This window comes from Microbacterium sp. AK031 (assembly GCF_024807145.1).
Classification (GTDB): Bacteria; Actinomycetota; Actinomycetes; order Actinomycetales; family Microbacteriaceae; genus Microbacterium.
In genome coordinates, this window is the sequence record NZ_JANUCA010000009.1 from 1 (window position 1) to 11,914 (window position 11,914).

Sequence of the window (11,914 nt, forward strand, 5' to 3'; positions counted from 1 at the left end):
CCGACGGACATCTCGCCGGTCGGCATGGCCGCGCAGATGCATCTCGGGCTCAGCATCCACAACTTCGGCATCCAGGAGTACATGCCGCACGGTGACAGGACGAACCAGGTCTTCCAGCAGTCCTTCACCTGGCAGAACGGCCTTCTTCACCCGGGCGACCAGCCGGGGCTCGGCGTCACACTCGACGTAGACGAAGCGGGCAAGTACCCGTATGAACAGGCCTACCTGCCCTACAACCGCCTCGCCGACGGCACCATCCACGACTGGTGACATCGCCATGACCAGCATGATGAGGGCTGTGATCAAACGTGGACCAGGGGTCGAGGGGATCGAGATCGGAGAGGTGGAGGTTCCGACCGCCGGTGCCGGACAGGTGGTCGTCGATGTCCTGGCGACCGGGATCTGCGGCACCGACGTGCATATCGCGCACGACGAGTACGCGCATGAGCGTCCCGTCGTCATGGGGCACGAAGTCCTCGGTGTCGTCTCGTCGGTCGGGTCCGATGAGGATGCCGGCTGGCTCGGCGCGGAGGTGGCGATCGAGACGTATTTCTCGGCCTGCGAAGTATGCGACATGTGCCGTTGCGGACGACGCAACCTGTGCCGAGATCGCCGGTCGATCGGATCATTCCGAAATGGCGGGTTCGCCGAGAAGCTGCTGGTTCCGGTGATCAATCTGCACCGCCTGCCGGACATGCCGGGGGAACTCGATGGCGTGCTCAGCGAACCGCTGGCGTGCATCGCGCAGTGCCTGCTCGACCCGCCCGTCGTGCAGCCGGGTGACCGGGTGCTCGTCACCGGCCCCGGAGCCATGGGGCAGCTCGCAGCGCAGGTCGCGAAGGCGTCCGGTGGTCTCGTCACCCTCGCCGGGCTCCCCACCGATGCGGAGCGGCTCGCGGTGGCCGCCGACCTCGGCGTCGCGATCACGACGGAGCCGCCGACGGAGGACGCGTTCGACGTCGTGGTCGAATGTTCCGGATCGGCTTCCGGCGCGGCCGGCGCGCTGCGTGCCGCGCGCCGGGGAGCACGCTACGTGCAGGTCGGGATCTTCGGCCGCGATGTGATGCTGCCGTTCGACATCCTGCTGTACAAGGAGCTCACCGTCACCAGCGGTTTCGCGTCCACGCCGTCATCATGGCGCTCCGCGATGCGCTTGATCGAGGCGGGCGATGTGATCCTGACACCGCTGATCACGAAGCAGGTTCCGTTGGACTCCTTCTTCGACGCGCTGGATGCTGCAGCTCGCGGCGAAGGGCTGAAGACGGTGATCACGCCGAGGCAGACTCGGGTTCGCTGACGGCGAAGGGCGGATGCGAGCGGTTCGGCCACGATGTCGGAGGCGCTCGCTAACGTGAGCGCATGACAGAAAGCCAACTCACAGTACGTCCGGCGACCCCGGAGGACGTCGCCGCACTGGTGCGCCGCGCGCACCACGAAGCCATCACCGTCGTCTCAGGCGGCCACGGACCCTGGTCGCGTGACGCATCGGACGGCGTGCGCATCGAACTCACCGAACTCGCCGAGATCCGGGTCGACGGCACCACAGTGCACATCGGGGGCGGTGCGACCTGGGGTGCGGTCGCGGCAGCGCTCTCGGAGAAGGGACTGGCCATCAGCTCGGGCGACACCTCGACCGTCGGCGTCGGCGGTCTCACGCTCGGCGGCGGGGTCGGTTGGATGGTGCGTGCCTGGGGACTCGCCGTGGATCAGCTGATCGGTGCACAAGTCGTGACGGCGTCCGGAGAGATCGTGGAGACGTCCGCGACGGAGAACGCCGATCTCTTCTGGGCATTGCGCGGCGGCGGCGGCAACTTCGGCATCGTCACGCGCTTCGACTTCGAGGCGCATCCGATCGAGGGCATCGTGTACGGCGAGTATGCGATCGGCGGCGATGCCGCTGCGGTCGTGCGAGCTGCCCGTGATGTGATGCGCACGGCACCTCGTGAGCTGACCGTGACGTACATGGATGTCCCGGCGATGGATCCGAGCGCCCCGGCGGGGGCTCGTCTGGCTGCGGTCTGGGCGAGCGCTGATGTCGAGGCGCTCAAGGCGACGCTCGCGCCGATCGCAGCGTTCGAGGGCGTCAGCGAGACTGTGACGACTCCGGCGTACCGCGACATCCTGCTCGAGATGCCGGTACCTGAAGCCGGGGACGAGGCGCCAGGCCCTCCCGGCTTCATCGGAGGCAACGGTCTCTATGCCGAACTCGATGACGAACTGATCGATCGCCTTGTGGCCTTCCGTGCGAAGTACCCCGCGTCGGTGGTGTTCCTGCGATCCCTGGGCGGTGCGTACGGCGATGTGTCTCAGGAGGAGACGGCGTTCCCTGCTCGATCGGCGACATGGTTCGTCATGGCAGGAGGATTCGACATCCCCGGCCTGGTCGACGAAGACGCGCGCGCAGCCATCCTCGCCGACTGGCGCCAGATCGAGTCGGGTCGTCTGGCCGAGTACGGCAACTTCGCCGACACCGAGCGTCCCGACGCTGTACCGGGGATGTTCACGCCCGCCGCTCACGATCGGTTGCGCACGGTGAAGTCGAAGTGGGATCCGCAGAACCTCTTCCGGCGTAATCACAACATCGCGCCGTGAGACGCGAAGGGCCGACAGCCTCGCGGCTGCCGGCCCTTCTGGGGGGGGGGGTGTGCGTGTCAGTGGGTGTCGACTGCTTCGATTTCGGTGCGGTCGCCGGACCATTGGGTGTGGAAGGTGCCTTCTTTGTCGATGCGCTTGTAGGTGTGTGCGCCGAAGAAGTCGCGTTGTCCTTGGACGAGGGCGGCGGGGAGGCGGTCGGCGCGGATGCCGTCGTAGTACGACAGCGAGGAGGAGAATGCCGGGGCGGGGATGCCGGATTGTGCGGCGGCGATGACGACGCGGCGCCAGGAGGCCTGGGCGCGGGTGATCGCTTCGCTGAAGTACGGTGCGGTCATCAGCACGGGCAGTTCCGGGGTCTCGGCGTAGGCGTCGGCGATGCGGTTGAGGAACTGGGCGCGGATGATGCAGCCGCCGCGCCAGATCTTCGACACGGCACCGAGGTCGATGTTCCAGTCGTACTCGGCGGCCCCGGCACGGATCTCGTCGAAGCCCTGCGAGTAGGCGACGATCTTCGATGCGTAGAGGGCGAGGCGGACGTCTTCGATGAACGCGTCGTGATCCTCGACCGTGAACGCCTCGTCGGGACCGGGGAGGTGCACGGCCACCGCGCGCTGTTCAGGGTGCGAGGACAGCGAACGGGCGAAAGTCGCTTCGGCGATCCCGGAGACCGGGACGCCGAGGGCGAGAGCGGTCTGCACGGTCCATGCGCCGGTGCCCTTGGCGCCGGCCTGGTCGAGGATGACATCCACGAGCGGATTGCCGGTCTCGGCGTCGACCTGGCGGAGCACCTCGGCGGTGATCTCGATCAGGTACGACTCGAGCTCGCCGGTGTTCCACTCGGCGAAGATCTCCGCGATCTCGGCCGGGGACTTGCCCGTGCCGCGACGGATCAAGTCGTACGCCTCGGCGATGAGCTGCATGTCGGCGTACTCGATGCCGTTGTGGACCATCTTCACGAAATGACCGGCACCGTCGTGACCGATGTGCGTGACACACGGCTCGCCCTCGGCGACCGCGGCGATGGATTTCAGGATCGGGCCGAGCGTGACCCACGACTCATCGGACCCGCCGGGCATGATCGACGGTCCGAGGAGGGCGCCTTCCTCACCGCCGGAGATCCCGGCGCCGACGAAGTTGATGCCCGTCTCACGCACGGCCTTCTCGCGGCGGATCGTGTCGGGGAAGTACGCGTTACCACCGTCGACGATGATATCGCCCGGCTCGAACACCTCCGTCAGCGCCTGGATCACGGCATCCGTGCCCGCACCGGCCTTGACCATGATGATCGCCGTGCGCGGCTTCTGCAGCGACGCCGCGAACTCCGCGTACGTGGACGCCGGAATGAACCCGGCCTCGGGGTGCGCATCGAGCACGCCCTGGGTCTTCTCGTAGCTGCGATTGAAGATCGCCACCGTGTTGCCCTCGCGGGAGGCGAGGTTGCGGGCGAGATTCGAACCCATGACGGCGAGTCCGACGACTCCGATATTCGCTGATGCTTCGGGCACAGACTGCTCCTCGGTCGTGAAGTTGTGGATGTTCTCAGATTATCGCGCTCAGCGACGTGATTACGCGCCGAGGAGCGAGTGGCCACGAATCGCCGCACCGGCGTCTCTGAATGCAGGCAGACTGTGAAGATCAGGATCGGGTGAGGAGACGCCGCCGGCGTCGTCATGAAGGAGTTCACGGTGGAGAACGTCGCCGCGGCCGCCCGCAGGGAGGATGGTTTGCGCATCGTCGTGATGGGCCCCAGCAGCTCAGGAAAGTCCACGGTCGGTCGCGCGCTGGCGGAGCATATCGGTACCAGCTTCATCGATGGGGACGATCTTCACCCGGCGGCGAATGTGGCCAAGATGGCGGCGGGGAAGCCCTTGGACGACGGCGATCGGATGCCGTGGCTCCGCGTCATAGGTCGGGCACTGCATGCTCAGCAGGACATCGTCATCGCATGCTCTGCGCTCAAGCGGGACTACCGGGACGCCATAAGAGCCGAGGCGCCGGATGCGTTCTTCGCGGAACTCGTGACAGACCGAGCCGTACTCGAGCAGCGCATGCGCACGCGCCTCGACCACTTCATGCCGGCGTCGCTGCTGGACTCGCAGCTCGAGACGTTGGAGCCGCTGGAGGAAGATGAGCGTGGAGTCAGGGTCAGCGCATCCGGTGATGTGCCCACTGTCGTGTCGGCGATCGCCGCGGCAACGGGGGAGTGACGCTTCAGTCCTTGCGGTAGCTGGTGCGCCCCATCGAGAACAGCGCACCGATCGTGAACACGGTGGCGCACACGGCCATCCCGCCGATGAGCCAGAGGATGACGTGTGAGAGGAAGGCGCCGTCGAGCATGCCGGACTCCAGGTTCTGCGAGGGACGATGAGCGGAGTTTCAGCTTACTCGGTCATCCGGTACGATAGAGGAGTTCCTCGGCGAGGGATGCTTCGCGTGCGCGGCATCCGTTATCGACGCGGCGAACCAAGCCTCGTGGCTTTTTCGCACGTCTGCGTCCGGGAAGCCGACCAATAGACCACCACGCGGCGAGTAGTTCGCCGTGTGCCCCGAAGGAGAATCCATGTCTGAGGACACCAAGGTCCACGCTGAGGTCCGCGAGCAGTTCGGCAAGGGCTTCGCCCGTCGCCTGCGCGCAGCCGGCAAGATCCCCGCCGTCATCTACGGCCACGGCACCGAGCCGGTGCACGTCGCACTGCCGGGCCACCAGGTCTCGCTCATCATCCGTCGCGCGAACGCGCTGCTCGAGCTCGACATCGAGGGTACGGCAACGCTCGCCCTCGTCAAGGACGTGCAGCGTGACCCGGTGCGCCAGGTCATCGAGCACATCGACCTTCTCGTCGTGAAGAAGGGCGAGAAGATCCAGGTCGACGTCCCGATCGTCGTCGTCGGTGAGTCGTTCGCCGGCACCGTCGCCAACCTTGACGCGACTTCCCTCGCGGTCGAGGTCGAGGCCACGCACATCCCGCAGCACTTCGAGGTTTCCATCGAGGGTCTGGAAGAGGGCCAGCACATCACTGCCGCCGACGTGAAGCTCCCCAAGGGCGCTTCTCTCCTCGCTGACCCGGAGACCCTGATCGTCGCGATCTACGTCCCGACCGCTGAGGCGACAGAGGAGTCGACCGAAGAGGTCTCCGCCGAGGGGGAGGCCGCAGACGCACAGACCGAAGAGTCTGCTGCGGAGTAATCCACAGGCATTTCTGACGCAGAGGGGACGCGAGCACATCGCGTCCCCTCTGTCGTATCCTGACGACGTTCGAAAGGCGTGAGAGGTATGGCCGACACCTGGCTGATCGTGGGACTGGGAAATCCAGGACCCCGGTACGAAGCGACCCGACACAACGTCGGACAGCTGGTCGTCGACGAACTCGCGGCGCGGCGCGGCGAGAGCTTCCGCGAACACAAGGGCGGCGCGCGCGTGGTGGAGACCTGGGTACGCCCAGGAGCGGACAAACTCGTACTCGCCAAGCCGAACTCATTCATGAATGTCTCCGGCACTCCGGTTGCCGCTCTGGCCCGTTTCTACTCCGTGCCGCCCGAGCGCACAGTCGTGATCCACGATGAGCTCGATATCCCCTTCGACACGCTCAAGCTCAAGATCGGTGGCGGGCACGGCGGACACAACGGCGTGCGCGATGTCGCTCGCGCGATCGGCACGGCCGACTTCCCTCGTGTTCGCGTCGGCATCGGCAGGCCGCCGGGGCGCCAGGATCCCGCGGACTGGGTGCTGTCTCCGTTCGGCAAGGCCGAACGGGAGACGCTTGCGATCCTCGTCGGTGATTCAGCGGATGCTGTCGAGCTGCTCGTCACGGATGGACTGCTGGCCGCTCAGCAGAGGCATCACGCTCCGCGCTGAACCGATCCCGCCTGATCGGCAGAGCCGCCCGGTCACGCGCCGTAGAACGACATCGAGCCGGCGCCCGCACCGACTCCGAGCGTCACACCGAGCACGGTGAAGAAGATCACAGGGCCGAGCACGCCGAGTATCAGCGCGGTGATGCCCCACGCGCGACCTGCGCGCTTCACGATCGCCATGATCCCGAGTACGATCGCGGCAATGCCGGCCAGGGTGCCCAGCCAGAAGGAGATCTCGCCCATCAGCACCTGATCACGCACGGGCGCGAGGAACGAAAGATCACTCGTCGAGCCGTTGAGCTGCTGCATGACGGTCGGCAGCTTGAAGCCGATCTGGTAGCCGGCGGCACCGCCGATGATCGATGCGACGACGGCGGCGACGATCGACAGCGCGAATGCCACTATGCCCAGTGCTGAGGACTTGGCCTGCGACGGCGCGGCGGACGGCTGGTATGCACCCGCGGGCGCTCCGTATCCGCCCACAGGCGCGGGGTAGGCGCCGGGGGGCGCCTGGTACTCCGGGGCCGTGGGCGTCTGGCTCTCCGGGGCGGGGGGAACCGGATATCCCGGCGCCGAATACGACGAAGCGGCAGGCGGGTGATATCCGGGCGCTACCGGAACCGGCGGCACGGAACCGTCGGACGAAGAGCCGTTGGACGAAGAGCCATCGGACGAGGGCGGCGGAAGCTGCGGATCGGTCACGCTCACCATCCTAGAGCGCGGGTCGGACCGGCTCGTCAGACTCGACGCAGCAGGCCGACCTTCTCGTAGACGTCGGCGAGAGTCGCATCTGCCACGGTGTCGGCACGTGCGGCGTTCGCGGCGAGGATGCGGTCGAGCTCGGCGGGATCGTCGAGGAGCTCGAGGGCGCGCGTGCGCACCGGCTCGAACTCGGACACGACGACGTCGGCGAGTCCCTTCTTGAAATCGCCGTACCCACGGCCGGCATATTCGTCCTCGATCGCCGCGACCTGACGGCCGGAGAGCGCCGCGTAGATCGTCAGCAGGTTGGATACCCCAGGCTTGGCCTGCCGATCGAAACGGACGCTGCCCTCGTTGTCGGTCACCGCGCGCATGATCTTCTTTGCGGACTTGGCTGGGTCATCCAGCATCCAGAGCACTCCGGCGTCGCTCTCCGCTGACTTCGACATCTTCGCCGTCGGATTCTGCAGGTCGTAGATGCGCGCCGTGTCCTTCTGGATCACCGGCATCGGCACGGTGAAGGTGTCACCGAAGCGCGAGTTGAACCGCTCAGCGAGATCGCGGGTCAGCTCGACATGCTGTTTCTGATCGTCGCCCACGGGCACCACATCGGTCTGGTAGAGCAGGATGTCTGCGGCCATCAGCACCGGGTAGGTGAACAGGCCGACAGAGGTGGCATCCGCGCCGTAGCGGGACGACTTGTCCTTGAACTGCGTCATGCGCCCGGCTTCGCCGAACCCGGTGATGGTGCTGAGGATCCACGCGAGCTCAGCGTGCGCGCGCACATGCGACTGCACGTACAAGGTCGACTGCGACGGCTCGATGCCGGCTGCGATGTACTGTGCGGCCGTGCGACGCGTCTTCTCCCGCAGCTCTTTCGGGTCCTGCGCCACCGTCAGGGCATGCATGTCGACGACCGAGAAGTACGCATCATACGAGTTCTGCAGGTCCCGCCACTGCAGGAGAGCCCCGATGTAGTTGCCGATCTGGAGGGAGTCGGCGGAGGGCTGCATTCCTGAGTAGAGGCGAGGTCTGTTCACGACATCAATCCTATGGGGCTGCTGGTGGGGACGATGCGCAGCTGCGAGACTCGGGCCATGGTGCAGGGGGAGACGACGACGGGTGACCGCGTCATACGGATCATCGGTCTCTTGCTCACTGTGCTGTGCGCGGCGCCATTCCTGGTGCCTCTGGTGTTCCGTTCCGGCAGCCGCAGCGCCGCGTATGGGTGGAGCCTGGTCACCTACGTGCTCGTCGGGGTCGGCCTCATCGCCGCGCTGCTGACTGCCTGATGGTCTTCCTCAGGTGGAGCGTTCGCATCCGCCAGCCGTACCAGGCCACGGCCAACGTCGCCACGGCGTAGAGGATGAGCGCTTGCAGCGCATAGGCAGTGTAGTGGATCACCCAGCGCGGTTGGCTGGGATCCGAGACATGCGCGGGGTTGTCACTCACGTACGGCACGAGCGTGCCCAGCATGTAGCCGGCCATCTGGCCGAGAGCGTAGATCAGGATGCCCACGCAGAGCGCGATCACTGCGCCTCCGGTACTGTGACGCCATCCGCGTCGCGTTGAGCGCAGCGCCGTGCGCCGATCCCAATTGCCGCGAACCGGGTCGAACCACGCCGTCATGATAGGCGCGCAAACGAAGGCGGCGACCAGCAGGAGCAGCAACAGGGCGGTCCCGATGAGCAGCAGCCGTTCGTCGCCAGCCCTGCTGCGCATGAGCTTCGGTACAAGAAGGAGGATCAGAAGGGGCAGACAGCCGAGCGTGCAGGCCAGCCAGCTGCGTAAGAGCGTTCCGATGTTCACGCTTTCAACCATGGCTCGGGAGCGTTGGTGGCGGTATACAGCGAGCCCTCGGATCTTTTCGGGAAACCGTCGTGAACCCTCTCCTGAGAGTCAGTACGAGTAATCCACGATGACCGGAGCGTGATCGCTCCAGCGGTCGGCGTAGGAGGCGGCGCGCGCCACGCTGTACGTCTCGACGCGCTCCGCGAGAGCAGGGGTCGCGAGGTGATAGTCGATGCGCCAGCCGGTGTCGTTGTCGAACGCTTGGCCGCGCATCGACCACCACGTGTACGGTCCCTCGACTTCACCGTGGAAGCGGCGTCCGATGTCGACCCAGCCGAGCCCGATGCCGACCGTGCCGTCGACACCGGCGATCTCTGCGTCTCGATCACCCAGGAAACGATCGAAGTACGCTCGTTCGCGGGGGAGGAAGCCGGCCTTCTTGCGATTGCCGCGCCAGTTCTTGATGTCGAGCTCTCGGTGGCCGACGTTGAGGTCGCCCGTGACGAGCGCGAGAGCATCGTCTCGACCGAGCTCGACGAGCCGCGTGCCGAAGGCATCGAGGAACTTCCACTTCTCGTCCTGCTTCGGGGTGTCGGCCTCACCGGAGTGCACATATGCGCTCACGACCGTGATCGTGCGATCTCCGAGCAGGAAGTCGCCTTCGATCCAGCGCCCCTTCGAATCGAAGTCATCGGCACCGAACGCGGTGCGAGACGCGAGCGCAGGCGTGCGGCTCGCGATCGCGACTCCCGCGCGGCCCTTCGCCGTCGCCTCGTCATGGATGATCGACCAGCCCGGGAGCGCGGCTTCGAGGTGCTCGTCTTGACCGCGCACCTCTTGCAGCGTCAGGATGTCGACGTCTGCAGCATCGAGCCAGCTGCTCATTCCGTTTCGGGCAGCCGCCCTGATTCCGTTGACGTTGACCGAGGCGATACGCAGGTTGGGCATGGGTTAAAGCCTAGCCAGCACCCCGGACATCGCGGCGCGCCCGCGTCAGCTCTGTGAGGAGACGGTGAGTGGCCGGGGCATCCGGCGTCGAGGGCTTCGGCGGATCCGCGAGGAGCTCGTCCAGCTCGTCCGCCGCGGCATGCACGGCTCTCCGTGAGCTCCACGCACGGTACCAGGGTGCGCGCTCCTGGGCGCTCCTCGCATCACGCAGACGAATGCGCGCGGCCAGGAGCAGCGCCTGATACTCCGCGATGATGCGCTCCTCCTCGCTCTGGCGAAGCAGAGGAACGTCCCGGTCCTTTGCGGCCACGGCGATCCATGCCGCAGCCACGAGCATGACGACGCCGTTGATGCGGAACCACAGCAGAAGGCCGACGAAGATCGCGAAGGTGGCGAGCAGGGGATTGGTCGGCGTGTAGCTGAGCAGGAAGCCGGCGCCGAACTGCAGCATGGTCATGGCGCCGCCGCCGAGCAGCGCGCCCGGCCAGATCGTGCGCCATCGCAGTGAGGTGCCGGTGAGGAAGCGCACCATCGCTGCCAGCGCCGCCGAGAGAAGGGTGAACGAGACGATGACGGTGCCGATGCGGATCAGTAGATTCACGGCATTCGAGCCGGCATCCCACCCCAGCAGCTGGAGAACCCAGGTCAGCATCGCGGCGCTGCCGTAGCTCAGCGCAGAACCTGCGATCAGAGCGATGCCGAAGATGAGAGCGGCGAAGAAATCGCGTGCCTTGAGCAGTAGGTAGCTGCGCCTGTCGGGCGGAAGGGCGAACATGTCGCGCACCGCTCGTCGTGAGAACGTGACCCAGCCGATGGCCGTCCAGATGACGGCCACGAGAGCGATCAGACCGGTGATGCTGAGAACGCCGGCCATGTTCGAGGCGAGCTCGTGGGCTTCCTCCGGGGTGAGAAGGTTGCTCTGCGCGCTGATCAGGTTCGGAATGTAGCTGTTGATGACGCCGATCAGCGCGTCGACGGCCTCTGTGCTGCCGCCGAGCCACAGCCCGGAGATCGCGAACGCGAGATAGATGGCGGCGAAGATCGCGAACAACGCCTGGTAGCTCACTCCGGCCGCGAGCAGGAACCCGTTGTTCTGCAGGAAGTGCCGCCAGACTCTGACCGGGAACAGGCCGAGCGTGCGCCTGCTCAGCCTGGTCGCGCGCTCCACGGCGGCGTCGAGGCGACCGGCGGATGCACCGGCGTCAGAATCAGACACGCCCCCACCCTATCCAGGGCCGGGGCGTGTCGATGACGGAAGGAGCGCTCAGCGTCGTCCGCGAAGAACGGCCTGCTTGACCTCGGCGATCGCCTTGGTGACCTCGATGCCACGGGGGCAGGCCTCGGAGCAGTTGAAGGTCGTGCGGCAGCGCCAGACGCCTTCCTTGTCGTTGAGGATGTCCAGACGCACCTCGGCGTTGTCATCACGGGAGTCGAAGATGAAGCGGTGCGCGTTGACGATCGCGGCAGGGCCGAAGTACTGACCGTCCGTCCAGAACACCGGGCACGATGAGGTGCACGCAGCGCAGAGGATGCACTTGGTGGTGTCGTCGAAGATCGCACGGTCTGCGATCGACTGCACGCGCTCCTTGCCCTTCTCCGGTGTGGAGTTGGCGACGAGGAACGGCTGCACCTCGCGGAAGGAGGCGAAGAACGGCTCCATGTCGACGATGAGATCCTTCTCGAGCGGCAGACCCTTGATGGCCTCGACGTAGATCGGCTTCGAGATGTCGAGGTCCTTGATCAGCGTCTTGCAGGCGAGGCGGTTGCGACCATTGATGCGCATGGCGTCAGAGCCGCAGATGCCGTGTGCACAGGAGCGGCGGAACGACAGCGAACCATCGACCTCCCACTTGATCTTGTGCAGGGCGTCGAGCACGCGGTCGGTGGAGAAGAGCTCCACGTCGTAGTCGACCCAGCGCGGCTCGGCGTCCTTCTCGGGATCGAACCGCCGGATGGTGAAGGTGACGAGGAAGGACTGGATGGCGGGGTCAGCCGCGGCGGGCGCCTCTGCGACAGCATTCGACAT

General features: G+C 66.2%; 15 protein-coding genes. 7 read left to right on the plus strand and 8 right to left on the minus strand.

From position 1 onward, the window contains the following. The 3 genes from HDC95_RS15025 to HDC95_RS15035 form a co-directional block, all read left to right on the plus strand. Positions 1–270, plus strand: a 270-nt coding sequence (locus HDC95_RS15025; protein ID WP_310503270.1) for an enolase C-terminal domain-like protein, incomplete at its 5' end; no start/stop codon positions are given. A 19-nt stretch (positions 271–289) separates the two neighbouring features. Next, the gene (locus tag HDC95_RS15030) at positions 290–1,297 is read left to right on the plus strand and encodes a zinc-binding dehydrogenase (protein ID WP_396652719.1); all 1,008 of its coding nucleotides are present in this window, start codon (positions 290–292) and stop codon (positions 1,295–1,297) included. Positions 1,298–1,359: 62 nt separating this feature from the next. Then, entirely contained in the window at positions 1,360–2,592 is a 1,233-nt protein-coding gene (locus tag HDC95_RS15035; protein WP_259064441.1) for an FAD-binding oxidoreductase, read from the plus strand. A 59-nt stretch (positions 2,593–2,651) separates the two neighbouring features. Here HDC95_RS15035 and gndA read toward each other — a convergent pair whose 3' ends face one another. Next, entirely contained in the window at positions 2,652–4,100 is a 1,449-nt protein-coding gene (gene gndA, locus HDC95_RS15040; RefSeq protein WP_259064442.1) for an NADP-dependent phosphogluconate dehydrogenase, read from the minus strand. 165 nt (positions 4,101–4,265) lie between these two features. Between gndA and HDC95_RS15045 the strand changes: the two genes are divergently transcribed. Further along, complete coding sequence (locus HDC95_RS15045; protein ID WP_259064443.1) at positions 4,266–4,802, plus strand: gluconokinase; 537 nt, start codon at positions 4,266–4,268, stop codon at positions 4,800–4,802. Between the two features lie 4 nt (positions 4,803–4,806). Here the strand turns inward: HDC95_RS15045 and HDC95_RS15050 are convergent, their stop codons facing one another. After that, on the minus strand, positions 4,807–4,932 hold the full coding sequence (locus HDC95_RS15050) for a hypothetical protein (protein WP_259064444.1): 126 nt from the start codon (positions 4,930–4,932) through the stop codon (positions 4,807–4,809). A gap of 223 nt (positions 4,933–5,155) precedes the next feature. Here HDC95_RS15050 and HDC95_RS15055 point away from each other — a divergent pair, with 223 nt between their 5' ends. Together HDC95_RS15055 and pth are read left to right on the plus strand one after the other, a co-directional pair. Further along, positions 5,156–5,779 (plus strand): 50S ribosomal protein L25/general stress protein Ctc, encoded by a 624-nt coding sequence (locus HDC95_RS15055; RefSeq protein WP_259064445.1) that lies wholly within the window; start codon positions 5,156–5,158, stop codon positions 5,777–5,779. An 87-nt stretch (positions 5,780–5,866) separates the two neighbouring features. Then, complete coding sequence (gene pth / locus HDC95_RS15060; RefSeq protein WP_259064447.1) at positions 5,867–6,448, plus strand: aminoacyl-tRNA hydrolase; 582 nt, start codon at positions 5,867–5,869, stop codon at positions 6,446–6,448. 32 nt (positions 6,449–6,480) lie between these two features. Here pth and HDC95_RS15065 read toward each other — a convergent pair whose 3' ends face one another. Both HDC95_RS15065 and trpS read right to left on the minus strand, forming a co-directional pair. Next, entirely contained in the window at positions 6,481–7,149 is a 669-nt protein-coding gene (locus HDC95_RS15065; protein WP_259064448.1) for a hypothetical protein, read from the minus strand. A gap of 35 nt (positions 7,150–7,184) precedes the next feature. Next, positions 7,185–8,189, minus strand: a complete 1,005-nt coding sequence (gene trpS / locus HDC95_RS15070; protein ID WP_259064449.1) for a tryptophan--tRNA ligase — start codon at positions 8,187–8,189, stop codon at positions 7,185–7,187. Between the two features lie 57 nt (positions 8,190–8,246). Here trpS and HDC95_RS15075 point away from each other — a divergent pair, with 57 nt between their 5' ends. Beyond that, on the plus strand, positions 8,247–8,441 hold the full coding sequence (locus HDC95_RS15075; RefSeq protein WP_259064450.1) for a hypothetical protein: 195 nt from the start codon (positions 8,247–8,249) through the stop codon (positions 8,439–8,441). Here HDC95_RS15075 and HDC95_RS15080 read toward each other — a convergent pair. The 4 genes from HDC95_RS15080 to HDC95_RS15095 all read right to left on the minus strand — a co-directional run bounded on the left by HDC95_RS15080 (position 8,416) and on the right by HDC95_RS15095 (position 11,914). Next, entirely contained in the window at positions 8,416–8,958 is a 543-nt protein-coding gene (locus tag HDC95_RS15080) for a hypothetical protein (RefSeq protein ID WP_259064451.1), read from the minus strand. The two genes, HDC95_RS15075 and HDC95_RS15080, sit on opposite strands and share 26 nt — an antisense overlap. A gap of 90 nt (positions 8,959–9,048) precedes the next feature. Further along, positions 9,049–9,888: an exodeoxyribonuclease III gene (locus HDC95_RS15085; RefSeq protein ID WP_259064452.1), complete on the minus strand. Its 840-nt coding sequence runs from the start codon at positions 9,886–9,888 to the stop codon at positions 9,049–9,051. A 10-nt stretch (positions 9,889–9,898) separates the two neighbouring features. Beyond that, complete coding sequence (locus HDC95_RS15090) at positions 9,899–11,104, minus strand: YihY/virulence factor BrkB family protein (protein WP_259064453.1); 1,206 nt, start codon at positions 11,102–11,104, stop codon at positions 9,899–9,901. Positions 11,105–11,152: 48 nt separating this feature from the next. Next, positions 11,153–11,914, minus strand: coding sequence for a succinate dehydrogenase iron-sulfur subunit (locus HDC95_RS15095; RefSeq protein ID WP_259064454.1), 762 nt, complete (start codon positions 11,912–11,914; stop codon positions 11,153–11,155).